The 18709-nt window shown below is 40.6% G+C and carries 23 protein-coding genes and 1 tRNA gene; 11 read left to right on the top strand and 13 right to left on the bottom strand.

All coding sequences use genetic code 11. The features are described from left to right. Nucleotides 1-31: 31 nt before the first annotated feature. From DX009_RS09970 to DX009_RS09935, 8 genes are all read right to left on the bottom strand, one after another. The gene (locus tag DX009_RS09970) at nt 32-469 is read right to left on the bottom strand and encodes a hypothetical protein (RefSeq protein ID WP_006046314.1); all 438 of its coding nucleotides are present in this window, start codon (nt 467-469) and stop codon (nt 32-34) included. Further along, nucleotides 459-926 (bottom strand): hypothetical protein, encoded by a 468-nt coding sequence (locus DX009_RS09965; protein ID WP_115083968.1) that lies wholly within the window; start codon nt 924-926, stop codon nt 459-461. Before DX009_RS09965 ends, DX009_RS09970 begins: the two co-directional genes overlap by 11 nt. Then, a complete protein-coding gene (locus DX009_RS09960) occupies nt 917-1426 on the bottom strand; it encodes an RNA polymerase sigma factor (RefSeq protein WP_006046312.1) in 510 nt (169 codons plus the stop codon). The genes DX009_RS09965 and DX009_RS09960 overlap by 10 nt, the downstream gene beginning before the upstream one ends. Before the next feature lie 256 nt (nt 1427-1682). Further along, the gene (locus tag DX009_RS09955) at nt 1683-2192 is read right to left on the bottom strand and encodes a gamma carbonic anhydrase family protein (protein WP_115083967.1); all 510 of its coding nucleotides are present in this window, start codon (nt 2190-2192) and stop codon (nt 1683-1685) included. A gap of 120 nt (nt 2193-2312) precedes the next feature. After that, on the bottom strand, nt 2313-2888 hold the full coding sequence (locus tag DX009_RS09950; RefSeq protein ID WP_115083966.1) for a Maf-like protein: 576 nt from the start codon (nt 2886-2888) through the stop codon (nt 2313-2315). A gap of 7 nt (nt 2889-2895) precedes the next feature. Next, nucleotides 2896-4353: a S41 family peptidase gene (locus DX009_RS09945; protein WP_245944631.1), complete on the bottom strand. Its 1458-nt coding sequence runs from the start codon at nt 4351-4353 to the stop codon at nt 2896-2898. A gap of 81 nt (nt 4354-4434) precedes the next feature. Continuing rightward, on the bottom strand, nt 4435-4953 hold the full coding sequence (locus tag DX009_RS09940) for a KdsC family phosphatase (RefSeq protein ID WP_115083964.1): 519 nt from the start codon (nt 4951-4953) through the stop codon (nt 4435-4437). A 36-nt stretch (nt 4954-4989) separates the two neighbouring features. Continuing rightward, on the bottom strand, nt 4990-5763 hold the full coding sequence (locus DX009_RS09935; protein WP_115083963.1) for a Rossmann-like and DUF2520 domain-containing protein: 774 nt from the start codon (nt 5761-5763) through the stop codon (nt 4990-4992). 221 nt (nt 5764-5984) lie between these two features. Between DX009_RS09935 and DX009_RS09930 the strand changes: the two genes are divergently transcribed. From DX009_RS09930 to DX009_RS09920, 3 genes are all read left to right on the top strand, one after another. Beyond that, nucleotides 5985-6878 carry a GNAT family N-acetyltransferase gene (locus DX009_RS09930; protein ID WP_245944630.1) on the top strand — a complete coding sequence of 298 codons (894 nt, stop codon included), beginning with the start codon at nt 5985-5987 and terminating at the stop codon, nt 6876-6878. A gap of 91 nt (nt 6879-6969) precedes the next feature. Then, entirely contained in the window at nt 6970-7722 is a 753-nt protein-coding gene (kdsB, locus tag DX009_RS09925) for a 3-deoxy-manno-octulosonate cytidylyltransferase (RefSeq protein ID WP_115084066.1), read from the top strand. 518 nt (nt 7723-8240) lie between these two features. Next, on the top strand, nt 8241-9449 hold the full coding sequence (locus tag DX009_RS09920; RefSeq protein WP_115083962.1) for an L-serine ammonia-lyase, iron-sulfur-dependent, subunit alpha: 1209 nt from the start codon (nt 8241-8243) through the stop codon (nt 9447-9449). A gap of 238 nt (nt 9450-9687) precedes the next feature. Here DX009_RS09920 and DX009_RS09915 read toward each other — a convergent pair whose 3' ends face one another. Both DX009_RS09915 and DX009_RS09910 read right to left on the bottom strand, forming a co-directional pair. Next, nucleotides 9688-10788, bottom strand: coding sequence for a metallophosphoesterase (locus DX009_RS09915; RefSeq protein WP_115084065.1), 1101 nt, complete (start codon nt 10786-10788; stop codon nt 9688-9690). Nucleotides 10789-11000: 212 nt separating this feature from the next. Next, complete coding sequence (locus DX009_RS09910) at nt 11001-11429, bottom strand: transglycosylase SLT domain-containing protein (RefSeq protein WP_115084064.1); 429 nt, start codon at nt 11427-11429, stop codon at nt 11001-11003. A 479-nt stretch (nt 11430-11908) separates the two neighbouring features. Here DX009_RS09910 and DX009_RS09905 point away from each other — a divergent pair. Next, a tRNA-Arg gene (locus tag DX009_RS09905) sits at nt 11909-11980 on the top strand. Nucleotides 11981-12096: 116 nt separating this feature from the next. Then, nucleotides 12097-13368, top strand: coding sequence for a site-specific integrase (locus DX009_RS09900; RefSeq protein WP_115083961.1), 1272 nt, complete (start codon nt 12097-12099; stop codon nt 13366-13368). Here DX009_RS09900 and DX009_RS09895 read toward each other — a convergent pair. The 3 genes from DX009_RS09895 to DX009_RS09890 are packed head-to-tail and all read right to left on the bottom strand — an operon-like array spanning nt 13349 to nt 14270. Beyond that, entirely contained in the window at nt 13349-13630 is a 282-nt protein-coding gene (locus DX009_RS09895) for a hypothetical protein (RefSeq protein ID WP_061450501.1), read from the bottom strand. The genes DX009_RS09900 and DX009_RS09895 overlap by 20 nt on opposite strands. Continuing rightward, the gene (locus DX009_RS13385) at nt 13611-13772 is read right to left on the bottom strand and encodes a hypothetical protein (protein ID WP_181792353.1); all 162 of its coding nucleotides are present in this window, start codon (nt 13770-13772) and stop codon (nt 13611-13613) included. Before DX009_RS13385 ends, DX009_RS09895 begins: the two co-directional genes overlap by 20 nt. A gap of 24 nt (nt 13773-13796) precedes the next feature. Further along, the gene (locus DX009_RS09890) at nt 13797-14270 is read right to left on the bottom strand and encodes a helix-turn-helix domain-containing protein (protein WP_115083960.1); all 474 of its coding nucleotides are present in this window, start codon (nt 14268-14270) and stop codon (nt 13797-13799) included. 123 nt (nt 14271-14393) lie between these two features. On the opposite strand from DX009_RS09890, the gene DX009_RS09885 reads away from it, so the two are divergent. From DX009_RS09885 to DX009_RS09860, 6 genes are read left to right on the top strand one after another with little or no spacing between them, the layout of a single operon-like run. Further along, complete coding sequence (locus tag DX009_RS09885) at nt 14394-14672, top strand: helix-turn-helix domain-containing protein (RefSeq protein ID WP_245944629.1); 279 nt, start codon at nt 14394-14396, stop codon at nt 14670-14672. Beyond that, nucleotides 14669-15220 (top strand): response regulator transcription factor, encoded by a 552-nt coding sequence (locus tag DX009_RS09880; RefSeq protein WP_115083959.1) that lies wholly within the window; start codon nt 14669-14671, stop codon nt 15218-15220. Before DX009_RS09885 ends, DX009_RS09880 begins: the two co-directional genes overlap by 4 nt. Before the next feature lies 1 nt (nt 15221). Then, the gene (locus DX009_RS09875) at nt 15222-15431 is read left to right on the top strand and encodes a hypothetical protein (protein WP_115083958.1); all 210 of its coding nucleotides are present in this window, start codon (nt 15222-15224) and stop codon (nt 15429-15431) included. After that, nucleotides 15421-15753 (top strand): hypothetical protein, encoded by a 333-nt coding sequence (locus DX009_RS09870; protein ID WP_115083957.1) that lies wholly within the window; start codon nt 15421-15423, stop codon nt 15751-15753. The genes DX009_RS09875 and DX009_RS09870 overlap by 11 nt, the downstream gene beginning before the upstream one ends. A gap of 10 nt (nt 15754-15763) precedes the next feature. Beyond that, nucleotides 15764-17755 (top strand): AAA family ATPase, encoded by a 1992-nt coding sequence (locus tag DX009_RS09865; RefSeq protein WP_115083956.1) that lies wholly within the window; start codon nt 15764-15766, stop codon nt 17753-17755. Between the two features lie 10 nt (nt 17756-17765). Next, on the top strand, nt 17766-18707 hold the full coding sequence (locus DX009_RS09860; RefSeq protein ID WP_115083955.1) for a recombinase RecT: 942 nt from the start codon (nt 17766-17768) through the stop codon (nt 18705-18707). The last annotated feature ends 2 nt before the right edge of the window (nt 18708-18709 follow it).

The following is an 18709-nucleotide window of genomic DNA, read 5'->3' as shown; positions in this document are numbered from 1 at the left end:
TGCGTTTATATTATTATTATTGGTTTTTGTTTCAATGTTTAGCGTAGCATAGTTTCATAATATCGTCTGGACCGAGCGTACCTTCTATATAAATAATGGCTCCACTATTGTTAGTTAGATTACTGAAAAGTATATACCTGTTAAGTCCCGAAGGTAGTGGTGGAAGCATATAGTAGCCACTGGTAATTTTACCATTATCCACTATTTCGCGTATTTTACGTGCCTTTTTTCTATCGCTATTCAAATATGGAGCTATGCTTGCACCAATCTTTTTATAGGTCAATGCTTTGTAAACCTTTAGTTTGTAGCCTCTGAGAACGGCATCGTTTAGCACTACCATCTTACAGTTTTTTGCCTTTCCGAAGCGTTCGAACACAATATTTATCTGCAAATCGCTCTGTGCTTTTGCAGGTATTATAGCTACAAACAGACATAGCATAATGGCTATTCTCATTATTTTATTCTTCATTGCTTGTTCCTCCTATTTGTGAAAGCGCTTGGAAATCTTCACCCTCGTTGGCAGAAACCATATCTAGAGCAGCTTCTGCCTCTTGGTGAACCATAGTTTTGTTGGTAGTGCATTCGCCATCTATAAAAGCATAATCGCCAGTTTTTGTAACATTGTGTCGCACTATAAATAATGTAATCACCACAGCTGCAGCAGCCGAAACAGTAGCAACAATCCAGTTTGGTAGGCGTTTATGTTTTTTAAGAGCGTTTGTTTTTGCCGATGAAACCGTTTGTTTTGCCACTTGTTTGCAGCGTTCTTGCTGTTCCCAACGAAACAAAGCGCAAAATGGTCTCAGTTCGTTTGGTACCAGTAGCGGGTCTTGTGCAAAGAAGTTTCGTAGTTGTTCTTCTTCTGCAACAGTCGTTTCGCCTTCTGTATATTTAGCAATTAAGCTGTTAATATTGTCTATTTGCATATAGTTCTCCTCTCTGTTGTCAGTCTTATAAATTCTTTTTGAATGTATCTTCGGGCTCTTGATAGATTTTGTCGTAGTGCTTCGGGTTTGCAATTACATATTTTTGCAATCTCTTCGTTTTCGTATCCGTCTATCTCTTTCAGTCTAAACACTTGCTGTTGTAGTGGTGGTAGATGGTCTACAATATACTGTATCAGCTCCATATCGTCCTTTCCATCTGTCTGTTCCAGTTCTGCAACAAGTTCTTTCGGCCTATTACTCTCTGCACATTCTATTTTTCTATGTCGCCAATGGTCTATAGCCACTCCTTTAATAATCTTTATAGCCAATGCTTCAATGTTGGTATGTGCGTCTAATTTCTGTCGCATTGCCCACATGCGGAGAAAAGTTTCTTGCACGAAGTCTTCGGCTTCAGCATCTCCTCCCTCCAGTGTTGCAGCCACTTTAAGTAGTCGGCTACGCAGGTTTATTGCCATTTGGCTAAATGTTTCTATTTCCATTGCTTTTCAAAAGGTAAACGAACGAACAACAGTTTTGTGACATTTAAAGTTGAAAAAAATTATTTGTTATTATTTATTTTGGTTGTTTTCATTGGTATAAAAATGGAGTTATGGTATATATTATAGGTGTTTTATGTTTAATATAAAGTTATCTTAATGCGTGTATAATGCCCTTATATACATACTTTTATCGGCATTATACACAGCATTAGTTTATTTGTGTGGACGATGAAAGAGTGGTGTGATTTATTTAAATTCACTCTTCCTCTGCCTCGTACCATTTCTTTATGTACAGATAATGGTCGGCAAACAAACGCGATTGTCCTGGCGTTGCTGCTTTAATGCGCTTTGCTGGAATGCCACCCCATATCTCGTTAGGCGGTATTATTGTGCCTTGCAGTACTACGGCACCTGCTGCTACCACAGAGTTTTCGCCCACTTCGGCATTATCGAGCACCGTTGCATTCATTCCAACGAGAGCATTTTTACGAATAGTAGCACCATGCACAACAGCCGAATGACCAATGCTAGCACCATCTTCAATAACTACAGGTTTTCCTTCGGTTTGGTGAATACACGCCAAATCCTGTACGTTCACTTCGTTTCCCATTACTATTGCATCTACATCGGCACGTATCACTGCCCCAAACCATATCGAACAGTCGTTACCCATCGTTATATTACCTGCCAAAGTAGCGTTCTCTGCAAAGTAGCAACGCTCTCCCCACTGTGGACTTTTTCCTCTTGCTGCTTTTATTAAAGCCATTGTTTTAATCTTTTATAATTGTTTTGTTTCGTTGAAACCGTTGTTTTGTTTTGCAAAAGCCTATGTTTTAGCTTGCAAAAGAAGCTGTATTGTTTCGTTGAAACCGTTGTTTTTTATACATTAAAATGCGTTTAGTTCTTCCCAAATGCGTTGCACGGGTAGTCCCATAACGTTAAAGTAGCTACCTTCGAGCGATGTTACACCAATATATCCAATCCACTCTTGAATGCCGTATGCACCAGCCTTGTCTAACGGTCTATAAGTTTCTACATAATAGTTCACCTCTTCTTCTGTTAGCTGTTTAAAGGTAACGTTGGTAGAAACCGAAAAGCAGCGTTGCTTTTTCGTAGTTGTTAAACATACGGCAGTAACCACTTGATGTTGTCTACCACTTATTTTGTGTAGCATTTGCTTTGCTTCAGCATTGTTGTGAGGCTTTCCCAGTATTTCGTTGTCCACGATAACCACGGTATCTGCCGTAATAACAAGTTCGTTATCAGTTATTGCGTCTTTGTACGCATCAGCTTTCTCACTACTTATATAGGCAGCAACATCTGACGGTGCTATAGTGTTAGGATATGTTTCGGCAATATTTGGCAGCACACGCACATCGAATGCAATATCGAGACCACGCAACAGCTCTTTTCTCCTGGGCGAATTGCTCGCCAATATAATATGGTAATCTTTATAGCTCATATCTTCTTTATTTTTTGTTTCTTATCAGTTGCAACGTTGTTTCCAGTGCTTTGTCGGCAGGAACTGCAATATCGGGTATCGTGCCGTGTATATCTGTTTCGTCAGCGCCGTATTGCCAGAACCGCTTATACGATATGTAGCAATATAATTGCGATATGGGCAGACGGTATTCGAGTACATCTCCGAAGCAAACATTCATACCACCAGTTTCCTCACCAACAACTTTGCCCATATTGAAGTATTTGAATGCCCACGAAAAAGAAGCAGCCGAAGAGAACGTGTAGTTGCTTGTTAACAGCCAAACCTTACCAGTATAGCAGCGAGCTTTATTGTTTAGTGGTACATTTAAGCTATCTTCATTTTCCAAGTACAGTCCTGTAGGCGATAGAAACTTATCACCGTAAGCGTTCTTTAATAAACGTTGCGTTGTTGGAGTTATACGCATAAAGGCTTTTCCAAACTGTTGGAAAGGCACTTTACTTATGCGTTCGAATATCAAATCGCCTATACGAGAATCGCCACCGTCATTTTTGCGCACGTCTATTATAAGGTTCTGCACCTTCTTTGCGTTTATTTCGGTTATCATTGAGTCGAGAAAGACTGTCATTCCTGATGGGTCTGTGCAGTCGTTGAACGACATTAGTGCCACCCGACCACCCTCTAAGAGTTGGTATTCAAAATGTTTCTGTTCCTGTTTCTTTGTTTCAAGTAGCTTCCCTGTAGCCTTTTCGACTTTCTTTTTCTCGGCTATTATCTCATCGAAGGTTGCTCCTTTTAGTATTGTTTCCTTTATATTGTTCTTCCATACATATTTGATAGTATACTTATCGGCATAATAGCAAAGTTGGAATAGGGCGCTAAAGTAATCCTTTAGTTTCATTAAGCGAAAGAAAGGGCGCTCTCCCGACACGTATTGAAGTAAGTTTGCAATGATGGCGTCACTTGAGACACCGTTTATTTCGGTTATTTCTGCCCCTTTCGGAATGCCGAATAGAGAATAGCGAGCTGTTATTTTGCCACTCTGGTTGTCCACATCTACCTGCAATGGAAAGCGTAGAACAGTCTTTGTAAGTATGTCGTTGTAAGGTGGAAACACGTGTGTGTGTCCATCGCCGAGTAGTGCTAATAGTGGTGCAACATACTTATATAGGGTGGCGCGCGTAATAGTGTCGGGCATTTCCTGCTCTATTGCGTTCACACGGCTCATAAACTCGCCTTGGTTGCACATTGCATACATGTTCGGATGTACTTCACTGACAGTATAAATCAAAGCATTGATGTCGTAAATAGCTTGTTCTTTAGTCATTCTTTTATCTGTGGCAAGACGCAGACTGTCGGGAATGGGCAAATCGTAAGGTGTCATATTCATCATTTGCGCATAGGTCTGGCAAGTATATAGGCACATTACTATGAACAAAAGCGCCGATAGCGTTTTCTCAAAATTGTTTTTCAATGCTGTTTTCATATACATATTATAGTTTTAAAGGTCTGCAATTCTTGTCTAAAAACTTTGGTGTACCTTTATAAGAAGTCCATCAAAGCACTCTTACCACCCAAAGGCTTTTGCACTTTTCAGCCATTTTCCTTGTGCGCGCAACACCTGTTCAATGATATCGCGAGCCACTCCCATACCGCCATTGTAGTTGCTTACGTAAGTGGCAATGGCTTTAATGTCGGCACAAGCGTCCTTTGGACAACATGCACAGCCTGCCCTTTGCATTACCTCATAGTCGGGAATATCGTCGCCAACGTATATAATTTCTTCTGGTTGCAGATTGTTTGCTTTAAGATAAGCTTCCCATGTGTCCAGCTTAACGGCACAATTTAAAAACACATCGTGTACTCCGAGATAGGCATATCGTTTCCGTATTTCTTCGTTTCTGCCTCCCGTCATAATGGCAAGTTTTAGTCCGAGCTTCACAGCAAGCTGAATGGCATATCCATCTTTAATGTTTAAGGTTCTTACAGGGTCGCCTTCGCTATTCATAGATACGGTGTTTAGCGAGAGAACTCCATCTACATCAAATATAATAGCCTTTATTTTATCTAACTCGTAGTTTATCATTGCGTTATAAAATATTATTAAACAATATGTATATATCTATTTTTTATTTCTTTTATGAATATTCTCTGCCATTAGTTGGTACAGCTGTTGTGCACTCTTATCGTAGTTCATAAGTTTCATTTGTGCTTCAATTATGTTTTCATCGTATCGTATAGCTGGCCCTGTTTGTGCTTCTTGTGGCGACAAATAGTGTACTTTTCTTGCTGTTTCATCAATTAATGGCAACATAATATCGAAAGATAGTCCCACCTTTTGCAACGTTTCTGCAGCCATATTGTAGCAGAAATTAGTATAATTGCAAGCCCATACAGCAGCCAGATGTAGATAGCGGCGGTCTGCCGACGACAGTTGGCGTACGTTGTTACTAACCGATTGTGCCACGTTCGTAATGGTTTGTAGCGTTGAATTGCTATCCGCTTCTATAAAAACAGGAATGTTCTGAAAATCTATAATGCGTGTTTTCGAGAATGTTTGCATAGGATAGAGCACACCATAGCGCTTTGCCCGACCACAAAAAACATCAATTGACACCGAACCAGCAGTGTGCACAAACAGCTTATCGGTGCGATTTATACACAATTTGCTAATCACAACATCAAGCACACTATCTTTAACAGCTATAATATAAAGGTCGGCATTATTTGTTATGGTATCTAAACTGTTGGTTGGTGTGGCATTCAGTTTCTTCGCCAAGAGAATTGCTGCTGCCATTGTGTGGCTATAAACCTGCACAATGTCGTGTTTTGCATTGTAAAGGGCGTGTCCCAAAACAGTAGCAATATTCCCTGCACCTATTAATACAGTCTTCATATTAGGTACAAAATTACTAAAAACGAATAGAAAAACCATACTTTCTTTTCTTTTTTACAAAACATTCGTTACATTTGCAAATAATGTTTATACACCCATCGGTGCACATTCAGTAGCACCTTGTAGGTTATATGGAAGTTAGAACCAATATTATAACACATAGTAAAGATCTGCCCGAGCTTTGCAAAGGCTCCTTCTTTCACAGTAACAACCTCTTCTGTATGTTGGAACAGACCCCACGTCTGCGCCCGTGTATGGTGGTTGCTATTGATGAGAAGGGTGGAGTTGTCGGACAAATTCTTGCTCAAATTCGTGTAAAGCGGCGTTTCTTGTACATTAATTTCACTCGTCGAGCACGCATCTATGGCGAAGGTTGCTATAAAGACTATATTGATTATATAGAGAGAGGAAAACTTTTCGATATAATGATGAATGCCCTTGTTGCCCATTTGTTACGCCATCGGTGCTTCCATATAGAGCTTAGCGATATATCGAAGAAAATGTTTGGCTACAGAACACTGCGCAAACACGGCTTTGTGCCTATTCCGTGGATACAAGTTCACCATTCTTTACACAGTAGAGCACCAGAAGAACGGGCTTCTGCGAAGGTAATTCAGCGAGTGGAGAAAGCCATAGAAAGCGGATTTGAAACACGAAAGGTGGAGAGCAAAGCTGAAATACACCAACTTTATCGCCTTATAAAACGATACTACATACTACGCAAACAGCGATACATACCCAACGAAGAACTGTTTCAGCAGATAGGGAATAGTGTTTTCGGACATATTTATGTTACAGAGTATAAAGGGAAAATGGTTGGAGGTAGCGTGGTTGTAGACTCTGGAACTGATTCTATGCTGTGGTTCGATGCAGCTATGGAAAAGCGATATATGTTCTATCACCCCCACACACTTACAGTTTGGTATGCGATAAAGGAAACGCACAAACGCAAACAAAACCATCTTCACATTCTTAATCTTGGACTTCCGTTCTCGCATAGCAACTATCGCGACTTCATTTTAAGCTTTGGAGGAAAGCCCGTAAGTGCCTATCGTTGGTTTCGTTTCTCAAATTCCTTAATGCGACACATTATGTTCTGGTACTATCAAATATAGCTGCAAACTGTGCTATGCAAACAAAACATGTTTATAACGCTGTTCTTTTAATACAGCACAAATATACAAAAACAGAAAAAAATAAATGCAAATGAAAGCAATTGGTATAATTCCTGCTCGCTATGCATCGTCTCGCTTCCCGGGCAAACCACTCGCAATATTAGGCGGTAAATATGTTTTACAGCGCGTTGTAGAACAAGTTAGCACCGTACTCGACGATGTTTATGTTGCTACAGACGACAAACGAATTTATAATACGATAACTTCTCTGGGGGCAAATGCTGTTATGACAAGTACCGACCACCAAAGTGGTACCGACCGTATTGCTGAAGCGTTAGAACAAATTGGTGGAAACTTTGATGTAGTGGTAAACATTCAAGGCGATGAACCTTTCATACAGCGCAGCCAAATTGAAACAGTGCTGGCTTGTTTCAATGATGTTGGTACACAGATTGCAACACTTGGAAAGCCGTTTGCTACCATAGAAGAGGCAAAGAACCCTAACTCGCCAAAAATAATTATAGACAATCGCAACTATGCAATGTACTTCACACGTGCGCTTGTTCCTTATATACGAGAGAAAGAAGAAAGCGAATGGATTGAGTCTTATCCTTTTCTTAAACATATAGGGCTATATGCTTATCGCACAGATGTGTTACACCAAATAACAAAGCTACCACAATCGTCGCTTGAATTGGCTGAAGGTTTGGAACAATTGCGTTGGCTACAAAATGGATTTAAGATAAAAGTAGGGCTCACTAACGTTGAAACTGTAGGTATAGACACGCCCGAAGATATGCAGCGTGCAGAGCAATTTTTGCTTGAACAAAGCGAAGCTGAATAAACATTCTACCCAATATGGGTGTTAGCACCTTAACAAGTTTTGTTTTATTGTTGTGCAGACAGATTCTATTTCATAACGAACGCGTAGCAAACTACAGCAAGTTAGTATAGAAAACAATCTGCCAACAAGAAAAACAACGTTAGTATAAAGCAGTAATACCAACAAAATGTGCTGTTGTTACGGTCTAATGCCTCATTTAGGTTTACGTGTTTCAACTCTTTATACACAATAAAAATTCTATTCAATATCGGTATATTAAAACCTATAGAGCAGTAGGAACTCTAAGCGAGCTAATTAAATTAGCATCTCTTAGGGCTCTAACGCTTATAGGAAAAACTAATAGTCTGAAACCATTTTATAGCATTTTAATCGTTACTTTCCATAATAAATTGTTACATTTGTACGCTGAAAGTATGCGCTAATACCACTTTGCGGTGTCATTCTGATATCTATCGTGGGCAAAAATAGTGTAACAACTTCATCTATAACTATATTCCAAGAAACTATAAAGAAGATTTATGAACTCGTTGAAAGAGATATTTAGAATAGGGAAAGGTCCTTCAAGCAGTCATACTATGGGTCCCGCTCGTGCAGCAGAGATATTTGCACAGCGTAATCCGAATGCTAAAGCGTTCGAAGTAACACTATATGGCAGTTTGGCTGCAACGGGAAAGGGCCACCTTACCGATGTGGCTATCACCGAAGTGTTATCTAAAATAGCTCCAGTAGAAATAATATGGAAACCGGGCACAGTGCTATCTTTTCACACAAATGGTATGCGCTATAAGGCGTTAGATGCCGAAAAACACGTTGAAAACGAATGGGTGGTGTATAGTGTTGGCGGTGGTGCGCTCTCTGAAGGAAAAGGGAAAGACGATATGTTTTATACAGAACCTGTCTACGAACTATCTACACTGAAAGCAATACAACACTGGTGCGAAGAGAGTGGGCGTGGTTTCTGGGAATATACAAACGAATGTGAAGGTCCTGAAATATGGGACTATTTGCACGAAGTGTGGCTTATGATGTGTAATGCTGTGGAACGTGGTTTGGAAAACGATGGCGTATTACCCGGTCCGTTGAAGCTTTCGCGTAAAGCCAGCAACTATTATATAAAGGCATTAAGCTATAGAAGCAGCCTGCAATCGCGTGGCTTGGTGTATGCTTACGCACTTGCCGTTAGCGAAGAAAATGCCTCTGGTGGTACCATTGTTACTGCGCCAACTTGTGGTTCGTGTGGTGTTATGCCGGGTGTGCTATACCATCTGGCTAAGGCGCATCAGTTCTCCGAACGCAAAATTCTACGTGCGTTGGCTACTGCTGGTTTATTTGGCAATGTGGTAAAAGCCAATGCGTCTATCTCTGGAGCCGAAGTAGGCTGTCAAGGCGAAGTAGGTGTAGCTTGCGCTATGGCGTCTGCAGCTGCTTGCCAGCTATTTGGTGGAACGCCGTCGCAAATAGAGTATGCAGCCGAAATGGGGTTAGAACATCACTTGGGAATGACCTGCGACCCTGTTTGCGGATTAGTGCAGATACCATGTATAGAACGTAACGCTTTTGCTGCATGCCGTGCGCTCGATGCGCAACTGTATGCTAACTTTAGCGATGGGCGCCATCGTGTTTCGTTCGACAAGGTTGTCGAGGTGATGAAACAAACCGGACACGACCTTCCTTCGCTTTATAAGGAAACCAGCGAGGGTGGTTTGGCACAAGATTTTGAATGGTAAAAACTTTATAAGAGTCATGGCTTCTCTATGGCTCTTATAACTAAACGGCGCATTAGCGTATAGCCTAATTTTGCTTTATTTTATGTTGAATACGTAGCAAGCTAATACAAGTTAGTACTACCAGCAATATAACTGGCAAAAAAGCGATGTATGGCACGAAACAATTGTATTAGCTAAATATAATAGCATTATGTGCTAATGCCCCATTTGTATAGAAACATTTTCTGCAGCTAAATTCCTATCTAAGTTCTGCAACTATATACTCCGACTGTGTTCCTATACGGAATTTGCCTCCCCAAATGCCAATACCCGACGACACATAATATTGCGTTTTGCCCTTTTGCAGCGGACCAAACGCGTCTTCGTAAATAGCATCTTCAATCCAGCTAATGGGCCAAACTTGTCCGTAATGTGTGTGTCCCGATAGTTGGAAGTCTACTCCTGCTTGCTGTGCTTCCTCCAAATGGTACGGCTGATGGTCTATAACTATGGTGTAATAGCCGTGTGGTGCTTTCTCTGCGAGTGTTTTAAGCGGAGCCCTTCGCATATTTGTTCGGTCGTCTCTGCCTATCACAAGTAGTGTGTCGCCACCTTTCAACGGAACTAAAGCGTGGTTATCTATCAGCAAATTTATACCCGCTTCTTTGTAAAACTGTTTAGCCTTTGGTTCGCCACTGTAGTATTCGTGGTTGCCCAAACACGCATAAACCGGAGCTTTTAGTCGTTTAAACTCTGCTGCCATATTTTGTTCGTTTATGGCGCGGATACTTCTGTCTATTATGTCGCCACCTATCAAAACAGCTTCTGGTTGCTCTTTGTTCACGGTGTCTATCCACTTCCTAAATTCGTCGGCACGATTGTGGTAGCCCAAATGCAAGTCTGTAAGCATCACAATGCGGTGCTTTTGCTTCATTTTCTGTTCTGTATTCAGCTGTATTTCTACACGTTTTTTGTCCATATAGTGTAGATATCCATATACAAAGACACCTATAATAAGTGCCGAAATAGTTACAGTTCCTGTCCAACTATTATAAAGAAACTCCTTAGGAATGAGTCTAATAAGCCTAAGAAGGTCTAACACCACAAACAGCATTAGCAAGTATAAGCCTATAAATATAGACGACGTGCCCACCTCGTATAGTGCTGTTGCAAGTGGCATTGGCATCTTGTCTAAAAGCGTATTTAGAAAAAGGCAGAAGAAACACAGCAATATTGCTGCCACAGCAAGCCATTTTCCTAAAATGCCAAACGGCACAAGCTGCCAAATATGCCAACTAATGTATGCGGCACTTGCCGAAACACCCACTAAAAGCAGTCCTATTATCCATGTAAAATTCATACGTACAATCTTTTGTTCTTTTGTTTTTATTTGTTCTTCCAAAGGTACATATTTCTGCTGTTATACCAAACTAAACATAAATGTTGTTGGTTCTTAGCATCTGAATATACCTTTAAACAGGCAAAAACACGTTTCTGCAAGTACCCATACACTATAAGTTTTTATATAGGCAAAGCGTATAAGCATCTATTTATAAGTGTTTTGTGGTTTGTTTAGTTTCTTAAAAACCGCTTCACTTTGTTGTAATACTGTTGCGTTTTGCTCTTGCTAAAGTTTATTCCGCCATGCCACATACGAATGGCTCGCTCTGCATTGTTTGCCTTGTTATATTTTGACTGAAACAGAATAAACATCTCTCTCGATTTCTCGGGACTGAAACGGTCTGCCATTGTGTAACGTTTCTTGCTACCTTTTGCTTTTAAAATGTTGTTACATTCTGCCACAACGTGGTGCGAAATTTGTAATATTCCAGCGTGCGGACCGTTTATGGCTTTTGCATTTCCTTTACTTTCTACCTGTGTAATAGCGTCCATCACGGGTCGCCAATCGAATTTTTTAGCTTTTGCGGCAGTCTCTGCACTTGCAGAGTTTAGTGCCAATACCATTAAAATTCCTACTGTTAGTGTTCTTATAATTCTCATTACATACAATTTTCCGAAACCTATAAACTTACCACAAAATGAGCAAGCTATGCGAAATGGTGCACATGAGAAATGGTGCACATAATTTCTCGGCTTCATATTAATGCGTGCAAAGGTACAAAAAAATATGCTGATAATCAAATTGTTGAGTGTTACTTAACAAATTAATACATTAACCACGCTGCTTTCTAACTATTGTTTAAAAGACTTAATACGCCTGTTTGCTTACTTTCTGGCTTTGCTTGCAGTTCTGCCTAATGCTTATTTTGTGGCGCATAAATTTTGCTAATTAAGAACTTTACAGTACCTTTGCACACGTTCGGCATACCAAATGCGTATAGCCAAACCAATGGCTCCGTAGCTTAGCTGAATAGAGCGTAGGATTCCGGTGCTTGAGCTACAAAAAGGGTGCAAAGCTATGATAGGCAAAAATACCAAGCTCAATAATTGTGCAAAACAGACATACAAAAAACTCGTAAGCACTTGTAGTTCAACGGATAGAATATAAGATTCCGATTCTTAAGATTAGGGTTCGATTCCCTACAAGTGTACTTCTTAAAAGCCAACTTTCAAAAGTTGGCTTTTATTGTTTCCGCACTTTTAAGGCTTTTCCTCTACTTTTGCGGTAAAATGTGGTTCAAATGTGCCACAATTTACCTGCAAGATTATGAGTACAACATTTAAGGCGGTGGTATATGCCCACCATAAAAAAGCAGATGGCACGTACAATGTAAAGATACGTGTTACACACAACAGGCAACGCAGACACATTGCCACAAACATATTTGTAACCAAAGAGGAGCTGACACGAGGGTTGAAAATAAAATCAGCCAAAGTAAATGATTTGCTTAAAAAGGAGATAACCCAGTACCAAGAGATAACGGCTACTATTCCAACAGCAAAAGCAAGTTGTATGGGGGTGGCAGAGGTTGTGGAGTATATAAGCAATTACGAGCGGACACACTCTGTATTTAACCTTGATTTTATAGAGTTTGGCAGGCAAATAATTGATGAGTACATAAAGGCTGGCAGAGTTGGTACTGCAAAAAGTTACGAGTGTACAATAAACGCATTAGTACGCTGGCTAAAAAGGGAACACTTATATATAAACGAAATTACGGTGCAGTTCCTCACAGATTTCTACCTATGGATAAAAAACGATATGCCTGCACGACAGGGGAGAAAAAAGGGAGAGCGTGCGCCCTCCTTGTATTTGGGCAACATACGGATATTGCATAACAAGGCAAAGGATATATACAATGATGAAGATGCAGGAGTTATACGCATACCATTAAGCCCATTTAAGCGTTTCCACGTTCCACGCCAACCACTCACACGCAAGAGGAGTATAACAACAGAGCAAATACAAGCTATAATGCAAGTACCCGATGGCAAAACAAAGGATAGCAGGGTTACGCTGGCAAGGGATATGTTTTTGCTCTCCTTTGGGCTTATAGGTATGAATAGTGTAGATTTGTACAACTGTACACAAATAGAGGGCAACCGTATAATATACCAACGTACCAAAACACGCAACAGGAGAGCCGACCACGCAACAATAAGCATTAAGGTTGAGCCTTGCGTAATGCCATTACTGGAAAAGTACAGGGATAAAACTGGTAAAAGAGTATTCAACTTTTACCAGCGTTATTCCGATTCCCATACCTTTAATGCCAATATCAACAAGGGACTTAAAAAAATAGGTGCTATGCACGAGGTGAGCATAGCCGATTTAGAGTTTTATGCAGCAAGGCATACGTGGGCAACATTGGCAAGGAATAAAGCAGGGATAGATAAAGCAACCATACACGAGGCATTAAACCACGTGGACGAGCAAATGCGTATAACGGATATATACATAGATAGAGATTACAGCAAGCAAGATGAGGCAAACAAAACATTGCTTGAGCTTGTGCGTTTTACTCCTCCACTTTCTTAGCAGCCATCATACGCCCCTTACCAGTAAGCAACCACCTTGCACTTACGTTGTACACCTCTACAAGAGGAACAAGCCAGTATAGTTTAAGCAGCTTACGCTCTAATTCTTTTTCTTGAGCATAAAACAACCTCTTATCAATATCATACAGCCTGCAATAAGTTTGGCGACCTCTTATTACTTTGTTTTCTAAAAGCACATTAAAAGCCTCATAGAAACGCCTCTTTATCCCTGTAGAAATGTTTTCACTCTGTTGTGTTGGCATAATACAGGGATTTTTTTGCCTCTAATAGGCAGCTTTTAATACCTGCAAGCTCCTCAATAGGCTTGCTATCTATAATAGCGTTATCAATAGCAATTTCAACCTTTAATAACGCCTTATTTATATGTTTTTCAACAACTTCCATACTAATACTTTGGTTTGAATGGGATTATACGACAGCCTCTGTTTTTTCATTACGGGGCGTGTCAAACTCATCTTGCAGTTTGCTCCTTAACGCCCCTATCTCTCTGTTGAGTTTTTGTATCTCCAAATCTTTCTTATACAACAACTCATCTTTTTCCCTAACAACGCTTGCTGGGTATAATTTACCCTCACTAATGAGTTTAAGGATTTCATTAGCCACAATTTCCGAACCCTCTAATACAACTTTTTTAGTCGTACTCTCTACATTTTCCATATCCGCTTCAAACATAGCTCCATATCCAGTGGTTAGCCACGCTGCATTAAATCCAAAAACCTTACTCCAATTAGCTGCTGTTCGTTTTCCAAAAGGCTTTCCATTTAGCAGTCTGCCAACTACTTGCTGGGTTGAACCAAGCATTTCGGCAGCTACTACTTGAGTAATACCTTTTTCCTTGAAGTAGTTCTTAATTTTTTTACCTACATTATCTGCCTGTGTCATAGTTACTTATATAAAATCACTAAAATTTACGACAAAAAAAGTCGTATTTTCTTTTGGTAATACGACCAAAAAGGTTTACTTTTGCATCGTTATAACCAACTAACGATACAAAAATAAGCAAAAATGGGTGTAATAACAAATAAACAGAATGGAAATTGCAGAAAAATAACCGCTGGGGGCTATGCCAGTATTGCTTTTTCCGATATTTATCACAGCTTGCCAAGACAAGCCAAAGCCCCCAAACAGGCATTTGTTGAAGATATAGCAGCTCTATGTTGTTGTAGCCAGCAAACAGTAAGAATGTGGATACAAGGTGTTCAACGCCCCGATGCCTTAAAGCAAAAAATGATTAGTGAGCATTTAGGGGTTAATGCTGATGTTTTATTTCCTGCAAAAGTATGAAGCCAGTAGAGTTTTATATCACTCCAGAGGGCGATGTTACGCTTAGGGAGGTAGGCAAGGCAGAGAGGCAATTAACAGAAAAAGATACAGATATTATACAGCCTCTCCTCTATGCACTCCGAGAGTATTACCCAGCAGCTTACAGTTGCTTAATGGATATATACAGTAAGAGCGTAGATAATAAGCCTTACCGTGATTTCCTTGCAGCACGCAGGTTTATAAAATGCAACTTTGGGGTATTTGATAACACCATTGATATTGATGCTGAATGGAACTTTAACTTTGAGTTTGTAAGTTGCCCTATGCGTGGAGAATGCAAGTTTGACCATATACTTTGCCAACCAAAATTTAATAGCTCATTAAGTGAGCGACAACTTGAGGTAATGCGTATGTGTTACGAGGGGCGCAAAGACGATGAGATAGCAGAAGCATTGTTTATCAGCATTAACACAGTTGCAAACCACAGGAAAGCAGCATTCTTAAAACTGGGTGTGCATAGTATGGGAGAGTTCAACAAGTACGCTAACGATAACAAATTATTTGGATAGTATGGAAAGAGAGCTTACAGGAAAAGAAACGGCAAAAAGTTTCATTGGTTTTATTGCTATGTTTTTATTGGCAAGCACACCCGATGAGGATTACAGCATATTTACATTTGTTAGGTTGCTAATCGCAATTATACTGGGTATAGTAGTAGTTGCATACCAATACCGCTGTATGCACTCTCCATTAAAAGAGGAGGAAGAAAATGGAAAATGAAGCATACAAAATACGCTCTTTTTTAGAGAGTGTTGCAGAGTGTGGAGCAGCTCAAGCTATTAAGCAACTTGAACCAGCCAGCGATAAACTAACACAACGCAAAGCGTATGAGTTTTTCCGCAAAAGAGATACGCAGCACGGTGGAGAGTTTATACACGGTGAAGCGTGGGTTAAGAGAATGGTACAAGAGGGCAAACTGCACCCTGTAAGAGAGGGGAAAAGCACAAATAGCCCACTCTATTACAGCAAAACAGAAATGTTACAAGTGCTGGCAACAGAAGAGGCTGTAAGGCAAGATATTTTCAAAGGTACATTACTTTAATTTTTACAATATGGTTATACAAATTCAAATGCTCACTATGCGCAACTTTAAGGGTGTGCTGGGAGAAAGAAAGATTGAGTTTAGCCCCACTGTAACACAGGTACTGGGAGCTAACAAAACTGGTAAGACCACAATAGCCGATGCTTTCCGCTGGTGTTTGTTTGGCAAAAACAGCGAGGGCAAAAGCGAGTTTGGAATTAAAACAAAGGATGAGGAGGGTAACGTATTACCCGAATTATCGCACGAGGTAGAGGTCGCTTTGCTTGTTGATGGCAAAGAGGTTGTATTAAAACGTGTGTACGTTGAAAAGTGGACTAAACCACGCCAACAAGAGGAGCGAAAGCTAACAGGACACACCACTAACTACTTTGTTAATGGCGATAAGTACACAGAGAAAGACTACAAAGCATACATTGATAGCATCTGTACTGAAAGCCTATTTGTGTGCATTACCAACCCTAATTATTTTACGAACTTGCCCGATGATAAACAGCGTGCCTTGCTAACAAAAATGGTTGGAGAGGTTAGTTTGGAGAGCATTGCTGATGGTAACGAGGCTTTTACTCAATTACTGAAAGAGATTGATGGCGAAGAACTCGTTGCGTTTTTGCAGCACCTTAGCTATAAGAAAAAAGAGGTTAAGGAAGAGCTTGATAGAATACCTGTACGCATTAGCGAGCAGAGAAACGAAATAGCAACACTCATTGATGAGGGCTGTAACTGGGTGGAACTGGAGAAAGATATAGCCAGCACTGAACAAGCTATTGAGCGCATTGATGAGGAGATAGCAGACCGCAGCAAGGTTATTGATAGCGAGTATAAGGCACGCAGAAATGAGCGTAAAGCTGTAAATGATTTGCGAGAAAAGGCAGATAACATTGAGTTTAAGCACCGCAAAGACTTTAATACAGAAACGAATGAACGCCAAAACACTATTAGCAATTTAGAAAGCAAATTGCGTAACCTCCGCAACCAAATTGCACAGGAAAAGGATAGCAAGGAAAAAGCGCAAGCCCAGTTAAAGGCTATTGAGAGCGAGAAAGAGGACTTTAGAAACCGCTGGCAAGAGTTGGATAGCTCTCATTTCGTAGCTAATGAAGATGAGCTTGTTTGCCCTACCTGTTTGCGCAGATATGAGCAAGGAAAGGTTGATGTTATGTTAGCCGAAATGGAGCGAGCATTTAATACTCAAAAAGCAAGTAAGTTAGAGGCAATGCAGCAAGAGGCTGCTGATATTAAGCAACGCACTAAAAAGCTCAACGAAAGAATAGAGGGAGCTGATGCAAAGCAGTTGGAGCTTCAGCAAAACGAAAACGAGCTTAAACAGGAGCTTGAAAAAGCCAAAGCCGTTACAGTGCTTACAGCAGCAGAACGCATTGAGAACGATGCAGAGTTAAAGGCTTTGCGTGAAGAGGCAGAGGCACGCACGCAGGAGCTTAACAAGCCCGATACAGATGCTACACAGGAAGCCTCTAAAATGAGTGAGAGCCTTAAAAAAGACAAAGAGGAATTACGTGCAAAACGTGATGCCTTGCGTGATAAGCTCAATACACGAACGATTATTGCCAACAAAAACAAGCGCATAACAGAGCTTGAGGGGCAAGAAAAGAAACTCAATGAGCAGCTTGCAGAGCTGGAACGCCAAGAGTACACAGCAGAGGAATTGGTAAAAGCTAACATTGAGGTATTAGAGCAACGTGTAAACTCATTGTTTGGTTTTGTACAATTCACGATGTTTGACCACCGCCTAAATGGAGCTTTGAAACCTATGTGCGAATGCACTGTTAAGGGTGTACCTTATAGCGATTTGAACAATGCAGACCGCATTAACGCTGGTATTGATATTATCAATGCTATATGCAATTTTAACAACGTGTATGCTCCTTGCTTTATTGATAACGCAGAAAGCATTAACGATGTTATGCCAATGCAGAGCCAGTGCATACAACTAATTGTAAGCCGTGATAAACAACTGGTAACAATACATAATAACAACGATTAAAAATTGAGTTATGACACAGAGTAAAGAACAGGCTGCACAGCAGCCAACACAAATGGCTGTATCAGCCAATGCAGTAGCACTTAAACGTTTCCAAGAGGAAACTGCAAACAACGTGCTTGACAGAGTGAATGCTATGCAGGAGACAGGCGAATTGGTTTTGCCACAAAATTACCACGCTGGCAATGCTGTACGTTTAGCGTGGTTGTACTTGCAAACGGTAAAGGATAGAAACGACCGCCCAGCAGTTGATGTTTGTACGAAAGAGAGTATTTGCAACTGCTTCCTTGAAATGATTATAAAGGGCTTGAGTGTGGCAAAGAAGCAATGCTACTTTATCGTAACTGGCAACCAGCTTTCTTTTTGGGAGGATTATAGGGGCAAGTATATGCGTGCAAAACGTGATACAGAGATTGCCACTGTAAATGCACAGGTTGTATATGAGGGCGATGAGTTTGTGTACACCGTTGATGAAAACGGCTTATACCAGCTGGTTAAGCACGAAACAAAGATGGAGAACATAAACATTGAGAAGATTACAGGTGCTTATGCTGTGGTAATAAACAAAGATGGTAGCAAGCATTTGGAAATTATGACAATGGCTATGATACGCAGCTCGTGGCAACAAGGAGCAGCAAGGGGCAACAGTGGAGCGCACACCAAGTTTACTGACCAAATGTGCAAGAAAACGGTTATCAGCCGTGCCTGCAAGGTAGCTTTAGGTAGTGCAGAAGATGAGGAGTTAGCACCCGATGCAGCTGCAAGTGAGCGAACATTAGCCAATACAAGCTCAACAAAGACCATTGAGCCAACTGTTGAGCCAACAGAGTATGTTGAACTCCCCAGCGGTGAAAATGTAAACACTGATACAGGAGAGATTGCCAAGCCACAAGATATGCCAGCAGCAGAGAGTGTAGAGGAAGATGCTCAACCTGCAAAGAAATGCCCACTCTAAAA

Origin of the sequence: Prevotella pallens, from assembly GCF_900454935.1 — a bacterium.
In the GTDB taxonomy this organism is placed as follows: domain Bacteria; phylum Bacteroidota; class Bacteroidia; order Bacteroidales; family Bacteroidaceae; genus Prevotella; species Prevotella pallens.
The sequence above is the reverse complement of the archived record's forward strand: the minus strand, read 5'-3'. Positions and strand labels throughout refer to the sequence as shown.